The sequence below is a fragment of the Paenibacillus sp. TAF43_2 genome (assembly GCF_052113545.1).
Taxonomy (GTDB): Bacteria; Bacillota; Bacilli; order Paenibacillales; family Paenibacillaceae; genus Pristimantibacillus.
The window spans coordinates 1-22447 of sequence record NZ_JBFRDK010000007.1 but is presented as its reverse complement, the minus strand read 5'-3'; the positions used below and the strand labels follow the sequence as shown (position 1 = coordinate 22447).

The 22447-nt window shown below is 45.1% G+C and carries 12 protein-coding genes; 9 read left to right on the top strand and 3 right to left on the bottom strand.

The window, feature by feature from the left end:
• Positions 1-149 precede the first annotated feature (149 nt).
• The 9 genes from AB4Z17_RS02900 to AB4Z17_RS02860 all read left to right on the top strand — a co-directional run bounded on the left by AB4Z17_RS02900 (position 150) and on the right by AB4Z17_RS02860 (position 19627).
• Positions 150-3065 (top strand): 2-oxoglutarate dehydrogenase E1 component, encoded by a 2916-nt coding sequence (locus tag AB4Z17_RS02900; protein WP_441958041.1) that lies wholly within the window; start codon positions 150-152, stop codon positions 3063-3065.
• 6 nt (positions 3066-3071) lie between these two features.
• Positions 3072-4301, top strand: coding sequence for a 2-oxoglutarate dehydrogenase complex dihydrolipoyllysine-residue succinyltransferase (gene odhB, locus AB4Z17_RS02895; RefSeq protein ID WP_441958039.1), 1230 nt, complete (start codon positions 3072-3074; stop codon positions 4299-4301).
• Positions 4302-4555: 254 nt separating this feature from the next.
• Positions 4556-6331, top strand: coding sequence for a histidine kinase (locus AB4Z17_RS02890; protein WP_441958038.1), 1776 nt, complete (start codon positions 4556-4558; stop codon positions 6329-6331).
• Positions 6324-7613, top strand: a complete 1290-nt coding sequence (locus AB4Z17_RS02885; RefSeq protein ID WP_441958037.1) for a response regulator — start codon at positions 6324-6326, stop codon at positions 7611-7613. Before AB4Z17_RS02890 ends, AB4Z17_RS02885 begins: the two co-directional genes overlap by 8 nt.
• Before the next feature lie 169 nt (positions 7614-7782).
• Complete coding sequence (locus AB4Z17_RS02880; RefSeq protein ID WP_441908825.1) at positions 7783-9225, top strand: ABC transporter substrate-binding protein; 1443 nt, start codon at positions 7783-7785, stop codon at positions 9223-9225.
• Between the two features lie 107 nt (positions 9226-9332).
• Positions 9333-10238 (top strand): carbohydrate ABC transporter permease, encoded by a 906-nt coding sequence (locus tag AB4Z17_RS02875; protein WP_441958035.1) that lies wholly within the window; start codon positions 9333-9335, stop codon positions 10236-10238.
• Entirely contained in the window at positions 10235-11110 is an 876-nt protein-coding gene (locus tag AB4Z17_RS02870; protein WP_441908828.1) for a carbohydrate ABC transporter permease, read from the top strand. Before AB4Z17_RS02875 ends, AB4Z17_RS02870 begins: the two co-directional genes overlap by 4 nt.
• Positions 11111-11143: 33 nt before the next feature.
• Positions 11144-17620, top strand: coding sequence for an S-layer homology domain-containing protein (locus AB4Z17_RS02865; RefSeq protein ID WP_441958034.1), 6477 nt, complete (start codon positions 11144-11146; stop codon positions 17618-17620).
• A gap of 195 nt (positions 17621-17815) precedes the next feature.
• Positions 17816-19627, top strand: coding sequence for a PAS domain S-box protein (locus tag AB4Z17_RS02860; protein WP_441958033.1), 1812 nt, complete (start codon positions 17816-17818; stop codon positions 19625-19627).
• Here AB4Z17_RS02860 and AB4Z17_RS02855 read toward each other — a convergent pair.
• The 3 genes from AB4Z17_RS02855 to AB4Z17_RS02845 form a co-directional block, all read right to left on the bottom strand.
• Positions 19619-20833 carry an MFS transporter gene (locus tag AB4Z17_RS02855; protein ID WP_441958032.1) on the bottom strand — a complete coding sequence of 405 codons (1215 nt, stop codon included), beginning with the start codon at positions 20831-20833 and terminating at the stop codon, positions 19619-19621. The genes AB4Z17_RS02860 and AB4Z17_RS02855 overlap by 9 nt on opposite strands.
• Positions 20834-20861: 28 nt before the next feature.
• Entirely contained in the window at positions 20862-21314 is a 453-nt protein-coding gene (locus AB4Z17_RS02850) for a MarR family winged helix-turn-helix transcriptional regulator (RefSeq protein WP_441879177.1), read from the bottom strand.
• 99 nt (positions 21315-21413) lie between these two features.
• A partial coding sequence (locus AB4Z17_RS02845) for an AraC family transcriptional regulator (RefSeq protein WP_441958031.1) occupies positions 21414-22447 on the bottom strand: 1034 nt, incomplete at its 5' end.

Sequence of the window (22447 nt, the reverse complement as noted above, 5' to 3'; positions counted from 1 at the left end):
ACTTTTCCCTTTATATGTTAAGGGATTAGTGTTTGCTTGATTATTATTGAAAACGATTTAGGCAAGTGCAAGTTGGCGAGCATGTATGGCGAGCATCGCCTTAGAAAATAATAGGATGGCAATGAATAGAGAGGGTGGAATTTTCTGCAATGAGCAACCATGATGAGCGAAATTATTCGCCTTGGCAAAGCTACTATGGCCCCAACCTTGGGTATGTGCAGGAGCAATACGAGCGTTTCTTAACTGATCCAGACTCCGTGGAGTCTACAGTTCGTGAGCTTTTTGTACGTTTCGGGGAACCTCCGGCTACACTACAAGGAGAAGCTCCGAGCATTACGGCTAAGCCAAGCGAGCAAAAGGCTGCATCACATGCAGCAGCACCTGGTCCGATTGATTCAAATATGTTGAAAAAGGTTGTCGCTGCGCATCAGCTAATGCTGAACATTCGCAGATACGGCCATTTAGCTGCAGATATTGATCCGCTCGGCTTCAGCCCTGCTGCTGATACAAAGCTGCTTGAGCCAGAAACTTTCGGACTTACGCAAGCGGACTTAACTTCTATTCCAGCATCGCTTATTTGGGATAATGCGCCAGCATCAATCTCGAATGGCTGGGAAGCAATCAACCGCTTGAGAGAGATTTATACCCGTTCAGCGGCGTATGAATTTACACATATTCATGATGAGAGTGAACGCAATTGGCTTAACAAACAGGCGGAGTCGGGAAGCTTCCCAGCACCGCTGTCTGCAAGAGAACGTTCAGCGCTGCTTGAGCGTCTAATGGAAGTCGAGTATTTCGAGAACTTCCTGCACCGGACATTCGTTGGACAAAAACGTTTCTCTATCGAGGGCGTAGACATGCTCGTGCCAGTGCTTGATGAAATCGTCCGCTCCGTTGCACACGATGGAGCACACCATATTCTTATGGGCATGGCGCATCGCGGTCGTCTCAACGTACTGACGCATGTACTTGGCAAGCCTTATGAGAAAATATTTTCTGAATTTCACCATGCTCCGAATAAAGAGCTTATTCCGTCTGAAGGATCAATGGGCCTTAATTATGGCTGGACCGGCGACGTAAAATATCATCTAGGTGCTGACAGAGCTGTGAAGGAAGGCGAAACGATTCGTGCGAATCTTACCCTTGCGAACAACCCGAGCCACTTGGAATTTGTTAATCCAGTCGTTGAAGGCTTCACACGCGCAGCTCAAGAAGATCGCAGCAAGCGGGGAATGCCTACACAAGATCCAGCGAAAGCAGTGACGATTGCCGTTCACGGCGACGCGGCTTTCATTGGTGAAGGAATTGTAGCGGAAACGCTCAACTTCAACAAGCTGCAAGGTTATCACAATGGCGGTACGATTCATATTATCGCAAATAATCGCCTTGGCTTTACGACGAACAGCATTGATTCTCGCTCGACGCATTACGCAAGTGATCTTGCGAAAGGCTTCGACATTCCTATCGTACACGTAAATGCGGATGAGCCGGAAGCTTGCTTGGCAGCAGTACGCCTCGCTTGTGAATACCGTCTCCGCTACAATAAAGGTTTTGTTATTGATTTGATTGGTTACCGTCGTTTCGGTCATAATGAAATGGACGATCCAGAAGTAACACAACCGCTGATGTATGCAAAGGTTCGCAATCATCCGACCGTAAGCGTGCTTTACAGCGAGCAGTTGAAGGGTGAGAAGGCGATTACGGAAGCGCAGGTTGAAGAATTGCGTCAACGTACGAACGGCAAGCTGCAAGCAGCCTATGATGCGATGAAAGCGAAGGAAGGCGAGCCGAAGCTTCGCGGTGAGCAAAACAAAACAACGCTTCCTACAGGCGAGGAAGTACGCACTGCAGTTCCGCTTGAGACGCTTCGTGAAATCAATCTGGAGCTGCTTAACCGTCCAGAAGGCTTCACAGAATATACGAAGCTTCAACGTATTTTGCAGCGCAGAGCTTCAGCTTTGAACGATGGGGAAAAGGTTGACTGGGCACATGCCGAGACGCTTGCCTTCGCAACGATTCTTGCAGACGGTACACCTATTCGTCTAAGCGGTCAGGATTCGGAGCGCGGAACGTTTGCACATCGTCATATTATGCTTAATGATAATGCGACGGCAGCTAAGTTCTCGCCGCTGCATATTTTGCCGCAAGCGAAAGCATCCTTCGCCGTTCATAACAGCCCATTGTCGGAAACGGCAGTACTCGGCTTTGAATATGGCTACAACGTATTTGCGCCTGAAACCTTTGTTATCTGGGAAGCGCAATATGGTGACTTTGCCAACGTTGCCCAAGTTATTTTTGACCAATTCATCTCAGCTGGCCGTGCGAAATGGTCGCAAAAATCAGGCATTACGATTTTGCTGCCGCATGGCTATGAAGGCCAAGGACCGGAGCATTCAAGCGCTAGACTTGAACGTTTCCTTCAGCTTTCAGCTGATAACAACTGGACCGTTGCGAACCTTTCAACGTCCGCTCAATATTTCCACTTGCTGCGCAAGCAAGCAGCGTCGCTTGGCACGGAGCATGTTCGTCCGCTCGTTCTAATGGCGCCTAAGAGCTTGATCCGCAACCCTCGTGTTGCGTCGCATGGCGTTGCGTTCAGCGAAGGCTCATTCAAGCCGGTGCTTCCGCAATTCAAGCTGACAGAGCCGAAGGAACAGAAGGATAAAGTAAAACGTTTGCTTCTTTGMACCGGTAAAGTAGCAATCGATATTGAAGAGGCGCTTGCATCGACAAATGCTGAAGATTATGAATGGCTGCGCGTTGCAAGAGTAGAGCAGCTGTATCCGTTCCCTCATGCAGAAATCGAACGCATTGTGAAGCAATTCGACAAGCTTGAAGAAATCGTATGGGTACAAGAAGAACCGCAAAACATGGGGTCATGGAGCTTCATGGAACCGCGTCTTCGCGCGTTAGCTCCTAAGAAGGCAGCTGTTCGCTACGTTGGCAGACCTGATCGTTCAAGTACTGCAAGCGGACACCAAGAAGTACATGCCGCAGAACAAAAATGGATTATTTCGACAGCATTGAACGGCAAACCAGTTGAAACAAGTTTGATTAGGGGGTAGTGACTAATGGCTGAAATTATTGTACCGGAACTAGGCGAGTCCATTTCTGAGGGCACAATTACCAAATGGTTCGTGAAGGAAGGCGACTCTGTCAATCAGGGAGATGTCCTACTAGAGCTTGAAACCGATAAGGTTAACATAGAAATTAGCGCAGACAATAGCGGTGTTGTATCTCGCATTGCTAAACAAGACGGAGAAGTTGTACTTGTAGGCGAAGCAATCGGTTCGATTGGAGAAGCAGCGGGCGGAGCAGCCGCACCTGCTGCTCCGGCAGCTGAGCCAGCACCTGTTGCTGCTCCTGCCGCAGTAGCTGCACCAGCTGCTGCGCAAGCGGCGCCTGTTGCCTCTTCTGCAATTGAAAGTGCAGCAACGATTAATGCATCGCCAGCTGCTCGTAAACGTGCTCGTGAGCAAGGCATTGATCTTTCAGCGCAAGGACAAGCTCCTGCTGCTGCACCTGCGCCAGCGGTTGCCACTCCGGTTAAATCTGCTCCGCTAACACAATCAGAACCTGCTAACGCAGGCAAAGATGTGAAGCCGACTGAACGCAAACGGATGTCTCGTCGCCGGGTTACGATTGCTAACCGCCTAGTTGAAGCACAACGCACAGCAGCGATGCTGACGACTTTCAATGAAGTGGATATGACTGCGATTCTTGATTTGCGCAAACGCCGCAAGCAAGCTTTCTTCGAGAAAAATGATGTGAACCTAGGTTTTATGTCATTCTTCACGAAAGCTGTAGTTGGTGCGCTTAAAGCATTCCCGCTGCTTAATGCTGAAATTGACGGCGAAGATATTGTTACGAAAAAATTCTATGATATCGGCATTGCAGTATCTGCAAAAGAAGGTCTTGTCGTTCCAGTCGTACGTGACGCGGACCGTCTAAGCTTCGCTGAAATCGAGAAAAATATCGTTGAGCTTGCTGGCAAAGCAAGATCAAACACGCTTGCCATTTCTGATTTGCAAGGCGGAAGCTTCACTATTACGAATGGCGGCGTATTTGGCTCCTTGCTGTCCACGCCAATTCTTAATGCACCGCAAGTTGGTATTCTCGGCATGCACAAAATTCAAATTCGTCCAGTAGCAATCGATGACGTTCGTATGGAAAACCGTCCGATGATGTATCTTGCATTGTCTTACGATCACCGTATCGTAGATGGCAGCGAAGCTGTTCGCTTCCTCGTAACCGTCAAAGCGCTTCTAGAAGATCCAGAAGCACTTCTTCTCGAAGGCTAAATATAAAGCATCACATTAGAGACTGTCCTTTAAGTAGAGTGATCTACTCAAAGGACAGTCTCTTTTTTGCGATTAAGATGGCCATTTTATTATGTTATGAAAAAAAGATGTCGAAAAAAGATCTGAATATCGATTACAATAAACATAATATTGAACATGGAAGCGGGCGTATTATCGGCTACAATTAAGATTTAAGAAGTATTCAATGGAGAGAGGCTGCATAATAGATGCGAGAATCCTTTACTAATCTCACAATGCTCCAGCGATTCATCGCGTTGTTTATTGTACTAGTCGTTATACCTGTTATTTTTATGGATTGGGTTGTCTCGCGCAATGTCGCAGAAATTACGGAGCGGCAAGTGGGTTCGACTCTGGTGAAGTGGGTGGAATCAAGTCATGTAACGATTGATCGAACAATCATGCATATGGAAGAGACCATGAATTCGATCATGATGACCAAGGAAATTCAGGAAATGCTTAATATCCCGTTATCTTCATCCTACGAGCGTTTTAGACGGTTCACGTCTCTGGATGAGATGCTGCTCAAACAAACATCTCCTAAAATAGCGTATTCTTTTTTTATGCCGGATTCTGAAAGTCTTTACTCTTTTGTGCCTTCTTTGGATATTCAGACGCGAGGCATCTACTTCTCTACAAATGTGGATGCGCTTCCATGGTATAAGGAGGCTTATCGTGCACAGGGGCGGGGAGTGCTGAAGGTACTGCATCAATTCGGAGATAATCCGTCCGATCTGGAGACGCTTGTTATGGTAAAACAAATGAACAGCATAACGAATGGGCGCTCACCAGAAGCTGGGTACTTGATCGCGTCGGGACTTGAACGTGTGCTGGCAAGTGATCTTGATCCTGATAATGTGGCGAAGGACGGCGAATTATTGATTTTAAATGAAGATAATATCGTCATCTCAACAACAAGCAACTACTCCATCGGAAAGATCCTCCCGTTGCCGGACTACGTATCGAAYTCCAAAGGTGGATATTATACGCTAGAGGTTGATGGGAAAAAGTGGCTATATGCCATTCATCAAAGCGAGCAAAGTAAAACAAAGCTGCTCTACAAAACACCGCTGCAATCTATAATCGGCGATCATGAGGTTATTGAGCAGCTCGTTTATTATTCGATGATGGGTTATTTCCTGCTCTTGCTCCTATTAGGTGTTTACTTTATTCGTTCCATCGTTCGTCCAATTTCTAGACTCGCTAGGCATACACGCTCTTATGAGCCAGGCAAACCGCTTGGCTTAACACAATATCCACAGCGTACCAAAGATGAAATCGAAATTTTAAACAATAATTTCATGGATATGACAGAGCGGCTAAATGAAACGATCCACGATAAATATGTGCTTGAGCTGAAGCAAAAGGAGGCGGAGCTGTCGATCCTTCATTCACAAATCAATCCGCATCTGCTTTATAATACGCTGGAATCCATTTATTGGCGGATGACGCTTGAGGGAACGGACGAGTCAGCGGAAATGGTTCGAGATCTCTCCCTTGTAATGCGAATTGGCCTTAGCCGAGGCAAATCATTAATTACGATTGAAGAAGAGCTGCAGCATGCAGAGGCTTATGTAAGGCTTCAACTAAAGCGTTATGATTATAATTTCAGTGTCAATTGGATCATTCAAGAGGAAGCGAAGAGCTGTCTAATTCCGAAGGTTGTACTGCAGCCGCTTATCGAAAATGCAATCGTGCATGGCATCAAACGAATGGATAGTGATGGCGAGCTATGGATATCAATCAAGCTGGAGCTGGATTGCATCGTCATTGCAATAGAAGACAACGGATATCGCTTGAGGGATGTTGCGCACATTTATGATATTTTGGAAGGCAGAAATCCTGATGCAGGATACGGCATTCGAAACGTCAATAAACGAATCCAATTGCATTTTGGCGAGTTATTCGGTTTGGAATATGCTTTGCGTGCGGAAGGCGGGCTTCGGGCTCAGCTTACGATACCAATCTCACATACCACAGAAGACCTCATGAGGGAGGAAGAGCATGTATAATATACTGATTGTTGATGATGAACCGATGATTTGTAAAGGGATCAGCTCAATATTAAGGCAGTCAGATATTCAAATCGGCGAGCTGTTTACGGCTGGCAATGGCTTTGAAGCCTTGGATTATTTTCGACTGGAGAAAATAGATTTGATCATTACAGATATTCAGATGGAGCATATGAACGGCATTGAGCTCATGGAAACGATATTTGTAGAAAATAGTGCGGTCCCGATTATCGTGCTGTCTGCGCATGGAGAGTTTGCTTATGCTCAGAAAGCAATGAAGTTCGGCGCCAAAGAGTATATCGTAAAGCCAGTCATGCCGAAGCAGCTTATTCAAATAGTTGGAGGTTTGCTAAGACATAAGGAAAGTGAGCTTCGCACGGCATCCGATGCTGCGTTCAATCGCAAGTTTTATTTGGAGGAAACGAATCCAAAGCAGCATATGCTGCTTAACGAGTTAATTACGGAAGGGCTTGGCGAGTCGGAGGTTGAAGCTTTATTTCAATCATTAGGATTAAAGATGGAGGGCCCGTGCTTCTGTTTGTTTACGATCCAGCTGCATTTGAAAAACGCTGGTAAAACGGATAAAGACATTCAGTCCTTGCGGGATCGGAATTTGCTTAAGTATGCCTGCTACAACGTGGTAGAGGAAACGATCAGCAGCTGGGATAAGTTATTGTTTTATTCACCGAATGGAGCTCTGACTGTCGTGCTGCAGCTTTCAGCAAAAGAGCTGGACCATTCGATGAGAAGCAGCTTGCTGACGACGATCGGACAACAACTTCATGCGCATCTGCTGGAATACTTAAATGTCCAATGCACGATTGGGATTAGTACGATTAAGGAAGGGCTGTACAGCTGGGCAGAGCTATACAAGGAAGCGATCTCCGCGCTAAAAATGACAGAGGTTCATCATGATCATCATGTGTTTTTGGCCGAGGATGTGTCAGACAAAAAATCTACGGAGGATCATAATGGAGATATTCAGGAAGCGAGAGGCTACATAGACAAACATTTTAGTAAAAAAGGAATGAAGCTGCAGGATATTGCGGATGCCGTTCATCTCAGTCCCAATTATTTGAGCTATTTATTTAAAAAGGTGCTTAATATTACGATATGGGATTACCTGACGAAGCAGAGAATGGAAGCTGGAAGAAGGCTGCTGCTTACGACTGATATGCGGAGATACGAGATTGCAGATGAGATTGGTTATGAGTCGCCGGAGCATTTTAGCAAAATGTTTAAAAAGTATTTTGGCTATAATCTATCAGATTTAAAAAAATAACATTTCTGCTCGTGCTGCTGCGCGAGCAGTTTTTATATGTCGAACAATATGTCGAAATCATAACAGCGCACACCTTAACCGTAACAGCGACCATCGTGTAGAGGGAAGAAGCTGACTTATAATGAGGATGCAAGCAACAAAAGACCTAATTGAGAGGGGAACCAACACGATGAAGATCAGGGGAATCGTAATCAGCATGCTCGTACTAATGATTGTATTGGCAGGCTGCAGTGGCAGTAACAATGGCGGAAACAAAGGGAAAGAAGAAAATGCTGGAAAAGCAACGAATGCAGCTGTAAACAAAACAGAGGAGCAGCCAGCAACTGAGAAACCAGCAGAGCCTGTAGAAATTACAGTTCAAGGCCAACCGCCGGATAGAACAGAAGCGATCGAGCAGTTGAACCTGAAAATTGAGCGTTTCAAAAAAGCAAACCCTAACGTTACGATCAAGACGGACGATTGGCAGTACAATCCAACTGAAATCGGAATTAAAATGGCTGCTAACAATGCGCCAACTGAGTTTAATGCTTATTTGACAGAAGGACGTGTTCTAGCTGAAAAAGGCTGGGCGGCTGATGTTACGAGCCTTATTGAAAATTGGAAAAACAAAGATGACCTAAATCCAATTATGACGGGTCCATTCTCCGTTGACGGTAAAATTTATGGTATTCCAGTAGATGCTTATGTTATGACAATTACGCTTAACAAGAAAATTTTCGAGGAAAAGGGCGTTCCGCTTCCATCGCTTGACTGGACTTGGGAAGAGCTGATTGAAACTGCGAAAAAAGTAAACGATCCGGCTAAAGGTATTGCTGGCTTTATCCCAATGGGCAAAGGCACAGAAGCAGGCTGGAACTGGACGAACTTCTTGTTTGCAGCGGGCGGCGACATTCAAACGGTTGAGAACGGCAAAGTAAAAGCAACATTCAACAGCGAGCAAGGTTTGAAAGCGTTGGAGTTTTACAAGCAGCTGAAAGATGCTGACGTGCTTCCGAAAAACTGGGCGCTAGGCTACGGCGATGCACTCAACCTGTTTAACCAAGGCCGTGGTGCAATGGTTATGTGCGGAAGCGGCAATGCAGCGGATGCAGCCATCAACACAGGCGGTATCAGCAAAGACGACGTCGTTATTTATCCAATCCCATCCGTAACTAAAGGCGGCAAGCACACTGGCGTACTAGGCGGCAGCTTCAAAGTCATCAACCCTAAAGCAGATGCTGCACAGCAAAAAACAGCATTTGACTGGTTGACTTCCGAGTATTTCACTGACGAATTCATTAATGCAATTGATGGTGAAATTACTACACGTAAATCAGAAAACAAAGTATATATTCCACAAACAATTTTCTATTGGACACCAGAATCGGAGTTCGGTCAAAAATGGGATACGATGTTGGCTAAACATGACAATGTGTTCACATATGACCCTGCTTTGATGGCTTTGCTTGATGGTAAGCCGGAGCCGCAATATGAAACACAAGCTTTCTATGCAGAAATGGCTAACGTTATTCAAAAAGTGTTCACGACAAAAAATGTTGATTTGAAAAAAGTGTTGGATGAAGCAGCAGCTAAAGTCCAATCGGAATTCTACGACAAAATTACGATTCAATAAAAAGCCGCGACACCAAGGGCCAATACCAATAACCTCGGTATTGGCCCGTTTTTTTTACAAATTAGAAGTGATCATAAGTATCGCAGCACCTTGGGAGGGGGAGAACCATGGCAACACAAACGATTACATCAACGATAAGCACGAAGAAAAAGCGCAAGTGGAACCTCTATATGTGGGGGGCCTTGTTTGTACTTCCCGAAATTATCGTTTTCTTGCTCTTTCTCTGGATTCCTATTATTAAGGGAGTTCTGTACAGCTTTCAAGAGGTGGATTTCGTTAAAGGGAATGTTTTTGTTGGACTGCAAAACTACATCGATATTACTAGTTCAAGTGACTTTTATACCGCAATAAAAAATACGCTGTATTATATGGGGCTTTGCGTAGTCATTGGCTTTTGGGTGCCTGCTGCGGTTGCTATTGCTGTATCGGAGCTCAGAAGATTTCAAGGACTAGCTCGCGTAGCGGGTTATTTGCCAAGTGTAATACCAGCTATCGTGTTGTATGGCATGTGGGTTTGGTTTTATGATCCGATCGGTCCAATTAATGCATTTCTGATGGGCATCGGATTGCCGGCAATTGATTTTTTCACAAAAGGCATGTCCATGATCTCGATCGTTATTATGGAAACGTGGCAAAACTTTGGCGGAGCGGTGCTCATCTATTTGGCTTCAATCGTCGGCATACCGCGGGATCTGTATGAAGCTGCGGAAATCGACGGTGCAAGTGTATGGCAACGAATTAAGTTTATTACACTGCCTAATTTGCGCTYATTGCTGTTCCTGATGTTTTTACTTCAAATCATTAACACCTCGCAAAGCTTCCAAGCACAACTGGCTATGACTGCCGGAGGTCCGGACAACGCGACTTTAACTTATATGCTGCTTATGAACAGAAATGCATTCACTTATTTGGATTTTGGCAAAGCAACAGCAATGGGTACGATGATGTTCGCCGTTATGATGGTGCTCTCCTTCTTCTACCTGAAAGTGCAGAATAGGAGTGAAAAAGGATGAAAAATACCGAGCGTTCCATAATCTCGTCATTTGATTTCAAACGTTGGCAGGTAAAGCTTGGTTACGCTGTGATGGTGCTGTTTATCGGCATAATCATTGTATCCATGCTGTATCCCTTTCTGAATACGCTGCTTAGCTCTCTGAAAACGACTGGGGAATTTTTTGCTTTCCCTGCGCCGTTTTTCCCAAAGGATTGGCTGTGGCATAACTATATTGATGCATGGCATGTTATTCCGATGCTTATGTTCTTGAAAAATACGCTGATGATTTTTATTGGCACGGTCATTTTCGCGCTTGTCTTTATTGGCATGACGTCATTCGCGTTGTCTCATATGCGGGTACCTTTCAAGAAAGTGGTCATGCTGTTTTTCTTGTCTACCCTGATGATTCCATCTGCTACTTACTTAATTCCAAACTTCCTTAACTTGCAAAGCTTAGGTTTGCTAAACAGCTACTGGGCCTTTTGGCTTCCAGCAGGCGCGAATGCTTTTTATTTGCTGCTCATGAAAAACTTTTTCGATGGATTGCATAAGGAACTGTTTGAAGCAGGCAGAATCGACGGAGCTAGTGAGTTTTTATGTTTTATTCGGATCGCGATTCCTTTGTCGGTACCTATCCTAATGACGCTTATCATCTTCTATTTCTCCAGCACATGGAATGATTTTTATTGGCCGTCACTTGTTATGCTGGAGAAGGATATGTATCCTCTTGCAACAGGTATTTTCAGATATGTGGTCTACTCCGGCTCCACGATTCAGTGGAACGTGAAGTTTGCGGTGCTCTCCATTACGATGGTTCCGCCGCTAATATTTTTCCTTATTTTCCAGCGTTACATTATGGGTGGACTTAATGTAGCTGGGGTGAAAGGTTAGCATTTTATCGCAAAACAATACGTGGAGGAATTGATGATGAAGAAAAAGCTGCGCCGAGTTTCGCTCAGTGCATTAATTTTTCTTCTGCTAAGCTCGTATATCCCCGCCTTGCAGGGCGGGGGAAATACGGCTGTACAAGCTGCAGAAGGGGATAAAGCGGAATATGTTCGCATTAAAAATCAATACAGAGGAACCTACTTATTAGCAGATGGAGATAAAGTAGCTTACGGTGCTCCTGTAGAAACGGACCGAGCCTCCCAGTGGTTTATTGAAGAGCACGATGGGAAGCAGATGATCAAAAATAGAGAAACTGGTCTTTATATGTCATTGGAAGGGTGGACTTCTCACGAGAGTCCAATTCGCTTGGCAGCAGCAAGCAGTGATGCGGCTGCGTTGTGGAAAATTGTGAATGCGGTTACAGAAGGTTTTAAATCGATTCAGCCAAGCACTAATCCAAATCACTATATTCATATTGAGGACAAAACAGGATTTGCACAAGCTAGCAGCATCCCGCCTAATTGGGGAACAGCGCAGTGGTCATTTGAACCCGTTGTTGATTATGTGCGTTTCAAAAACAAGCATACGGGAGAGTATTTATTTGCCGCAGAAGGGATATTGAAATACGGCAAGCCGGCTGAAGCAGATCCGTCCTCTCATTTTGCAGTAGAGAATAAGGATGGCAATCAGCAAATTAAGAATAGAGCTTCGAATGCCTATGTTTCCGCTGTTGAATCGACGTATTATTATAGTCCTGTCACGCTCATTCCAGCAGACGAGGAGTTGGTAGATGTAGATTGGAAAATACTAGACGCCAACGAAGCTGGTTATGTAAACATTGAGCATGCGGCAACAACATCTGAAGGTGCCTATCGATATCTTCATGTTCAAGAAGAGGCAGGCAAAACTGATGCTCAATTGAGCACTATTGATAAAACATGGGGCACGCCAAAATGGGCGGTTGAGCCGGTTACCGTAAAAACGGTTTACAATCCTAATCCCGACAACTCGCCAAAATATATTCAAATCAAAAACGATTGGCTTGGCCTCTATATGTATGAGGACGATGGAGTCGTCAAATACGGAAACGTATTAGCTGATAACAAGCTCGGACAATGGCTCATCGTTGAAGAGGAAGGCATGCAGCGAATTCAGAACCGCGCAACTGGAAATTACATAAGCTTGAAGGATGTGAGCTCCGACAAAATCTCGGTTAAAACAGTTAAAGCAACTGAAAGCGCTGTCACGGAGCAATGGGTAATTGATAACTTAAACTCCTCAGGATCAAAGCTAATTCATCCTGCAAGCGATGAAGGCAGCTTTCTCCATGTTGAGAAAAAGCGTGGTTTTGTACAATTTGGCGCAGTTCCTCGTGATTGGGGTAGTCCCAAATGGACTTTTGTTCCTGTAGCGAAGGAAGCAGCTCCCAAATATATTCAATTAAAAAATAGCTACACGAACAAGCTTCTTTATGAAGATGAGCAAAAAGTAAAATATGGTGATCCTGATTCCTTGAATGCGGCATCACATTGGCTCATTGAGGATGCAGGAAATGGATTAAAACGTGTCAAAAATCGTTTGACTGGACACTATCTTCATGTAGAAGGCATGCAGGCGGATACAAATCCCCATTTGCTTCCACTAAACAGCGGAACGATTGAAGAAAGCTGGACAAGTGCTAAATGGTCAGTCACCGTTACAGAAGATAATAAATTAGTGTTTACAAACGGATACAAAACAGATCAAGTTATTCATGTGCAGGACGCAACAGGGTATGCCCAATCAAGCAATATCCCTGCTGAATGGGGTAGCGCGCAATGGATTGCAATCGAAGCTCAGCCTTTGCTGCCATCGGAAATACCGACGGATTATATTCGTTTGAAAAATGCCGACAACAGCAGCTATTTATACGAAAATGAATTCGGGGTTATTCTTTACGGAACACCAAATGCAAGAGATGCAAGATCACACTGGATGCTGTTAAGCAATACTAGCAGTGTGATTGGAGAAGTTACAATCATTAACCGTGCCACGAACCATAAGATTACGATAGCAAAAGAGGAAGCCTATTTAGTAAGCAGAGCAGGAATGCTTGGCAGCAATGGAGAGCAGACCTGGTTCTTAGAGAGGAATTTAGTAAACGGCAAGTTTCTCCTGCGCAGCAAGTCACAGCCGGTAGACTACATGCATATTCAGGACCGAACAGGATATGCACAGGTTGGTTTGCGCTCGATCGAATCGGCAGCGCTCCAATGGGAGCTGGAGACGGCTTCAAAAGACAGCTTTGTTCCAGAACCAGAAGCACCTTCCGAGCTTGTGCATACAACAAGGCTGAATGATTCTCGCAGCTTCCAGCTTTTGAGTGCTGGCAGTGATGTTAGACTTGCGATTAACGGAAATGAGCTTGTTGTACTTCCTGCCTCAAGCGGAAGTTCAGAATCGAATTGGCGTCTTCAGGACGAGGATGGTTATAAGCTGATCTATAATGAAGCGGCAGATCGCTACCTTGCTGTGAAGGATGGTCAGTTGATCGTTTCTGAGAATACAGGTAAAGCAGAAGCATCGAGCCAGTGGAAAATGATCGATCGAAGCGGTCTTATAAGCTTCGAGAACGTCGAAGCCAAGGGTATGCTTCTCCAAATAAGCGGCAATGCTGCAGGTCTGTCTTCAGGAACGCTTAACGCACCTAAAGACGAGCAGCAGCTTAGAATGGCATTGCTTAAATCCAATGTCACATTAGAAGCAGAAGATGCTTTCCTAAGCGGTGGGGTTCAAGCAGGCGCTGATGCGAAAGGCTTCAGCGGCGATGGATACGCGGGGGATTTCTCGGCGCTAAATGCTTCTGTGACTTTTACCGTATTTGCTGAGGAAGCTGGCACGTATGACGCTTCGATTCGGTATGCGAATGCTAACGGATCAGCAAAGGTGCTAGCGGCGGCAGTCAATGGCTTGAATGAGCAGCAGCTTGCCTTTACAGCTGCAGGCAGCTGGGACACTTGGCAGAAGCATGAGTTCAAGCTAACGCTTAGAGCTGGATTAAATACCGTAACCTTATCGAATAACAAAGGCGACGTTGGTCAAATATTGCTCGATCAGCTTGTAGTAAATAATGTGCTTCCGCTCGCAAGCAGAGGAGCAAGCACGGCTTACAGTCAATATGAAGCCGAGCATGCTGCGACGAATGCAGTGATCATTGAACCAACCCGTGCATATCGTGCTTTAGCTTCTGAAGCATCCGGCAGACAGGCGGTCCGTTTGGAAGAAGCAGGCGATTATGTGGAGTTCAAGCTGCAAAAAGCGGCAAATCGATTAACGCTTCGTTATTCGATTCCGGATTCCGAAGACGGTATGGGCAATCAATCATCCATAGGTTTATATGTAAACGGAGTGAAGCAAGAAGCAGGGCTATTAACCTCTAAATACTCTTGGGTATATGGAAGCTATCCTTGGACCAATCAACCAAGCGATGGAGACGCTCATCGTTTCTTTGATGAAACAAGCTTCATCATTGCTGATGCAGCAGCCGGCTCTACGATTAGAGTGCAAAAGGAAGCGGACAGCGCAGCAGACCATATCGTGATCGATTTAGTAGAGGCTGAGCTTGCTGATGCTGCTTACAGCATGCCTGACGGTTTTGTTTCTGTAACTGAATTTGGAGCTACAGCAAATGACGGAACTGATGACTCTAATGCAATCAGAGAGGCTATTGAAGCAGCAAAGCTGAGCGGCAAGGGGGTCTGGCTTCCTGCTGGAGCCTTCCGTATTGACCAGGGTCCTATCGAGCTTGCTGACATTACGATTCGCGGTGCAGGCAAATGGCAAACGACGCTCGTTGGCGGCGGATTTATGGGAGTAGGAAATCATATACGCGTGTATGATCTTGCTATTGATGGAGAGGTAACTTCCCGTCGTGATGACCAGCCAGAATCTGCATTTGATGGCACTTATGGCATTGGTTCAACGCTTCAGCATATTCGCGTAGACCATGTGAAAACCGGGATTTGGGTAACGGAGAAAGAGCTTGCAGGCGGTGCAACCCTTGCAACAGATGGCTTATATGTTGCTGGCTTGCAAATTAGGAATACGTTTGCCGATGGCATTAACTTTAGCACAGGCACCTCGAATTCGATGGCCGAGCAAACCCAGCTGCGCAATACAGGAGATGATTCGCTTGCGATGTGGGCAAACGGAAAACAATCCGTTGGCAATACGTTCCGCTTCAATACAGCGGAGCTGCCGTGGCTGTCCAACAACATTGCCGTTTACGGCGGCAAGGACGTTACCATTTCAGACAATATCGTTTCGGATACCGTTGCTTTTGGTGCAGGAATTAGCGTTAGTACGAGACATAATCCCGTTCCTTTTGAAGGCGATGTTATCGTAGAGCGCAATACGTTGCTGCGAACAGGAGGAAGAGAGCATAACTGGCCAGCAGATTTTGGCGGTTTATTCTTATTCTCAGGTGATACGGATATGACAGGCAACATTCAAGTGCGTGACAATATTATTTCAGACAGCACTTTCCAAGGTATTTCTTTGCTTGGCGAAAAGTATACGTCTGGCATCGTGCTTGAAAATAACGTAGTTGACGGTGCGGGCACATGGGGCATTCAAGCATCCGGCAATATAAAAGGTTCTGCGGTATTCGGTGATACCCTTGTTCGCGGAGTGAAGGTCGGAGCATTTATGAATGGAGCTTCTGATTTTGCATTTGAGACAACAAATGAAGCCTTTAGTTTTACTCATCATGCCTTCTCGGTTGCAGCAGGTGAACAGCGCCAAGCGCCATACCTAGTAGAAGCAGGGCAAAGCATTCAACTGACTGCTTTCGCAAATGGCACTGAAGCTGAGGCTGAAGCTGTAATTTGGGCGGTGAAAGATTCAGCTGTTGCAGAAATAAGCAGCAGCGGGGTATTAACGGGTATAGGTCAAGGTGAAACACAGCTAAAGGCTGTGTATGGAGATGCAATAAGAACGTATACAGTTAAAGTAGCGGATGATATTGCACCTAATTGGCCAGCAGAAGCAGCACTTTCTGCTGCTCAGGGCGAGAATGGCAGCGCAGCGTTAAAATGGCCGTTAGCAATGGATAATGGACAAATCGCCGCTTATCGCTTGTCATGGGATACCGGCTTTAAAATCGTTCCAAGCACGGAAACAGCAACTCAGGTGAGTGGACTTTCCGCAGGGCGCAGCTATCGATTTGTACTGGAAGCGCGCGATCAAGCCGGAAACTGGACCGAAAATGCATTAATGGCTGATCTTAATGCTCCAAGCACTCCGCCTGACGGTGCTGTAACTCCACAGCCGTCGGAGAGCTTGAAATGGATCGAAACTGTAAAAAAGCAAGAGGACGGAAAAACGTTTGCAGAGCTGACATTCCAGAAGGAAGATTTACAAGCTGCATTGAAGCGCGCTGCAGCAAACCAYAATTCCGTGCTGTCGCTAGTATTAGCAACAAAGGAAACAGCCGCGGATATCGTTTTACCTGTCTCTGTCTTGAAGGAGGCAGCAGCCGCTCAGCCAGAAACGATTATTGAAATTTCGATTTACAATGCCGTGTATGAGCTGAATATCTCAGCTATTCGTCATCTTCTGTCTGATGATCCGAATGCACAGCTGAGGCTGCGAATGAAAAAGCTGGATTCGGCTGCTAGCCAGCTGCTAACAGAGCATACAGGAATAAAGCCGATTGGTGAGGTTTATGCTTTTGAGCTTATGTTAGAAACGGGAGGTAAAGTGCAAACGATTCATAGTTTCGCTAATCATTATGTGAAGCGCTCCATCATTTTGCCAGCAGCTTCAATGACTGAGTTTGCAACAGGTGTAGTTTATGATGAAGCCGGTAAACGGTGGAAGCATGTGCCGACTCTGTTCAAGGCGATGTCAAATGGCAAAATTGAGGCAGTCATAAGCAGCTTGTCGAATAGCATCTACACTGTTATCAATGAGAAGAAAACCTTTTTAGATATGAAGGGGCACTGGGCGGAGAAGGAAGTAACGAAGCTTGCTTCTCAGCAAATGATTAAAGGGATGACCGAAAGTGAATTTGCTCCAGGGCAAAAGGTTACAAGAGCAGAGTTCGCGGTTATGCTGACCGAAGCTTTTGGTCTTTCTGCTAGCAGCCTCAAACCATTTAAAGATACGAAGGCTGACGCTTGGTATTCGGACGCTATCGCTTCAGCGTATGAAGCGGGTTTCATCAAAGGATTTGACAATATGATGTTTAGGCCAAGCGAATCTATTTCGAGAGAGCAGATGATCGTCATGTTAATGCGGGCTTATCGTTTGGCAAATCCACAAATCAAACAAGCGGATTTCAATCTTAATGCATTCAGTGATGCAAAATATGCTTCAGCTTGGGCTGTAGAGGATTGGAAGCTTGCGCTGAGCTTAGGAATTGTAGAAGGGCAAAACAAGGTCGCTCTTGCGCCGAAGGCGTTAGCCACAAGAGCGGAAGCAGCAGTTATGATTGCTAGAGTATTAGTGGCACGGGGCTTTATGAACGAGTAGTAAAACGGATTACATGACTCTCTTATAGACATTGCCGCTAATCGATACACTTGCTGGCGGCAATGTTTTTTTGTATTTTAAAATCGAAGCGGAGCAGGAAGAAGGCTGGGGATGTTGAAAGTAATCAACAGGATGAAGCTGTTTGTTGAAATGAGATGAGATGAGGGGATTAAAATCGTCGAGGTTAACGAACAATTGAGGGAAAGCGAAGAGAGATATCAGCATTTAGTTCATATGCTTCCTGACGGGCTAATTGTTGTGTTAGAAGGTGATATTGTATTTGCTAACCACGCAATGCTAACCATGCTGGGCATTAGCAATCTCGATGATATTATTGGAGACCCCATAAATAAATTCATACATTCCGAATATTTAGAGCGGTTTCCAGCTATGATCAACTATTTAATTATAGAGGCTAATCCTTCTACGTTTACTTACTACGAGCTGCTTCGTCTGGATCAGCAAACGATAGAGGTTGAAATGAGAGCAGTTGCTGTGAAATTTGATGGTAAAAATGCTGTCCAGCTTATTATTCATGATATAACCAAGCAGAAGCGCATGGAAGCCTCCTTGCACGAGAAGGATTATTTATATAAAAGCTTGATGGAAAATGTCGTAGCAGGCGTATTTGTAGGACAAAGCAATAAAATTGTTTATGCCAATCCTTATTTGGCGGAGATGTATGGCTACACATTAGAGGAGATGTATGAACTCACTTCAAGCGATTTGGTGTCAATGGATGAAATCAATCATCACAGAAACGAGATTATGCATGGATCGGCGATTGGGTTAAATCAATTTCCGCTCAAGTGTACAGGCAGAAAAAAAGACGGCAGCATCATTTATTTGGAGGGTAACACCTCCATCATTATGTTCAATGGACAGCTGTCCTTGCTCGGCACGATACAAGACGTAACCTTTAAACGTGAAAAGGAAAATCTGCTAAGGGACAATGCGAACCTATATCAAAAAATTATTAAGTTTGTCCCCGAACCCATCGTTATTAGCGATCAAGGAATCGTCCTTTATGCGAACAAACTAGCTTTGCATGCACTCGGGATTGAACCTGGAAAAGAGGTCATTGGAAGAAGTGTATTCGAGTTTATTCATCCCAGTCATCATGCCTCTTCATTGGAGCAGATGGATTTAATCATGTCGTCGGATGAACCGACGTCATTTGTTGAACGAGTCCTTGTACGTCCAGACGGACAGTTATTGGATGTAGAAATATCTAGTATCCGAATTAACAATTATTTGGGCAAGGATGTCATGCTCAGTGTGATTCGTGATTTGACCGACCGCAAACGCTCGGAGGAGGTTCTTATTCGTTCAGAGAAGCTGTCGGCAATTGGTCAGCTTGCCGCAGGCGTAGCGCATGAAATTCGAAATCCGTTAACAGCGCTAAAGGGCTTCACGCAGCTATTAAGCAGTAAATACCCGGAGAACCCGCATTATTTTTCAATTATGGCCAATGAAATTGACCGTATTACTTTAATCGTAAATGAGTTTATGACGTTAGCGAAGCCGCATTTCGCGAACTATCGCAGCGAGCCTCTAGAGCCGATACTGCGAAGTGTATTATCTTTGCTGGAAACACAAGCTATTCTAATAAATGTGGAATTGAAGGTTTGTTTTGACCATACACGGCCGAGTATATTTTGCAATGTGGACCAGCTTAAGCAGGTTTTTTTGAATATTATTAAAAACGCGTTAGAGGCGATGCCGCAGGGCGGCGAAGTTGTAGTGACGGTTGCAAGCTTGGAGGATGGCTTCGTTCATATCCGAATTATAGATGGCGGTCCAGGTATACCGGAGGAGCTTATTTCAAAAATCGGCGAACCTTTTCTGACAACGAAAGAAAAAGGGACTGGGCTTGGCATAATGATCAGCAACCGCATTATTGAAGCGCACAAGGGTACGCTTCAAATTAGCAGTGTGATGAATGAAGGAACAGTCGTGGAAATTATGCTGCCTGTTGAGGATCAGCTAACGATAGGCCTAGGATGAGCTATAGGCGTTATCGTCTGATGTCGCCAACAATCTTTTGCGTTTATGGTGAAGTGTGAAATAAATGACGGAAGATAAGGCAATTATAATGGCACAAAGTATATACATAACGCTGTACCCGTAGCTTGAAGCCAACGAGCCAAGCGTGTAGGATCCAATGCCATATCCAAGGTCGAACAGCAAATAAAACGTTGCTGTAGCGAGCCCTCTGCGATGAGCCGGAGCAGCAAGCACGGCTATGGTCTGAAAGCAAGGCAGCAGGGCGCCGTATCCGAGACCAATGACAGCACCGGAAACAAGCAGAATAACTGGCGAGCTTGCTTGGCTAAGCAGCAGCATGCCGATGGCAAATATAACGATGCTGGGATATACAATGACATGTTCTCCTACACGATCAAGCAATTTACCGACAAGCGGACGAGGCAATACAATCATAATGCCGAAGCACACAAAGAAATAGCTTGCATATTGATCAATAGCCTGTTCATGAGCATAAACCGACATAAACGTTACAAGTCCGCTGTAGGCGAACGCGACTACAAAGCCGCTAAGTGCAATTGGCACAGCTTTCTTCTCTACAAGATCGCGCCAATGCAGCTTGCTCTTCGTTTTTAAGATCGGTTGTTCAGCTTTGGCAGCAACGGATTTTTTGGCTGTTGAAGCGCCTAGGATGAAGGCGAAGAGCGCGCAGACAGCGCATAGTGCGAACATCGCTGTAAAACCGCCATGCGTCGTTATCGTTAAACCAACGAAGGGCCCGATGACCATCGCGAGGCTCATAAATAAGCTGAAATAACTAATTCCTTCTCCTTTGCGATGTTCGGGTATGATTCCAATTGCAGTCGTATTCGTTGAGGTAGTTGCGATAGCGAACGTGCCGCCATGAAAAAAACGAACCAGCAGCAGCATCGCATATCCAAAGACACCTAAGTATGCGATCGAAAACAATAGAAACAGCAGCAACGAAATAATAACGATTTTCCGTTCCCCATAACGAGTCATCAGTTGGCCTGCGAAGGGCCGCAGCAATACAGAGGCGATAACGAAGACGGTCATCGATAATCCGGCCTGCGTGTCAGATCCTCCAAGTCCATTGGTCACATAAACGGACAACGCTGTTGCTAATGTATAAAAAGCAAAAAATAGAAAAAAGCTGCTTAAACATATTTTAATGAAGTCGGCGCTCCATAATTTATTCGTATTCATTATAGTTCCCCTCTCAGATGTTCGCCGATCATTCACTCGTCTTTGTGTTTGATTCGTGGTTCAGTTCTGCGTTTTTAGTTATTTTGGCGATAAATTTTTTGAATGATTGAATTTCGTCTTCAGAAATATCGGTCAACAGCTGTGCAACAAATTTTTCTTCGATAGGTGCCAGTTCATTAGAGCATGTTCTGCCATTAGCGGTTAAATAAAGCAGCTGCGATCGGCGGTCATTCGGATTGGCGACACGTCGGACAAGCGCTTTTCGTTCAAGCTGGTCAACAAGCCGTGTAATGTTGGCGGGGTCCTTGTCGGAGCGCTGTGCCAAATCTTTATGAGTCATGCCATCATGCTCATCAAGATACATGAGCAGCGACCATTGTTCAGGCGTAACGTCATAATCTTGAAAAAGCTGATGCAGCCGAAGGTTTAGTTTGCGGCCTGTATTGCTGAGCATATAGCCTACTGATTGTATAATTTCCATTGCTTTCACCTGCTATTTTCATTTAGTTGTTATGACAATAATACGYTTAACAACYAAATGGGTCAAGAGCTTCAATCCACAAATTTGGAATGAAGCGGTTTACAGTTGATCGGAAGAGACATGATTTTGCTTGCGATATTGTTCGGGTGTAAGGTCGGTATGCAGCTTGAAAGCGCGGCTGAAATGAGAGGGATGCTTAAAACCAACATCATAACCAATGTCGGTAATGGGGTGAATGGTGTTGATAAGTTCGATTTTGGCCTGATAGATTCTACGCTGCATGAGAAACTGGAAGATTGTAAATCCAGTAACCTCTTTGAATGTTTTAGCCAAATAGTATTTGCTTAAGTGCAGCTCTGCTTGAATCGCCTCCAGCGTAATATCATTATTATAATGACACTCCAAATAGGAGATGACCGCTTGAACATGGCGTTCTTTGGAGGTTGGAAAGGATGGTTTATCCTTCAGCGGCTTCTGGCAAAGCTGATTGATCTGAATAAGAAAATCGAGCATTAAAGCTTGAAATCGCTGAATGGAGAAGCTGTCCTGAAGTACGTAAAGCTGTTCAAGCTTATGAAGACTAGCTTCTATTTCCGCTTTCTCATTGCCCTTCAGCTGCAAACGTATATTTTGAAGCTTCTCGAAGGGCTCGAGCAGGTCCGCTGCAAATGAAGGCTGAATAAATTGCTTGAAGTAATACGGATCAAAATGTAGGATCGACCGGTGGTAAACTGCGCTTGGATCGACATGTGCCCGGTGAAGTGTCATCCCGTGCATAAGCAGCAAGTCGCCAGGCTCCAGAACATAGATGCGGTCATTAATAAGATAGTTTACTTTGCCGCCATGGAAATAATAGATTTCGTAATGAAAGTGACTATGATAGGGAATATGAGCATTAAAATCAGAGCTGGTTCCCATTGTGAACGGTAATTGGATTTGTTGCTGCTTGCTCATCGTTTCGCCTCCACTCATAAATACCATCATTATACACCAACCAGAGTCAAATAAAAGCGTAAACAAGTTAATGCGAATGAAGCCCACTGCATCCCAAAATGCTACCATATAGGCAGGCAAAACGATTGTGAAAGCAGCTGCTATTATAACAATGTAAATAAAGGGGCGGTATTCGGACT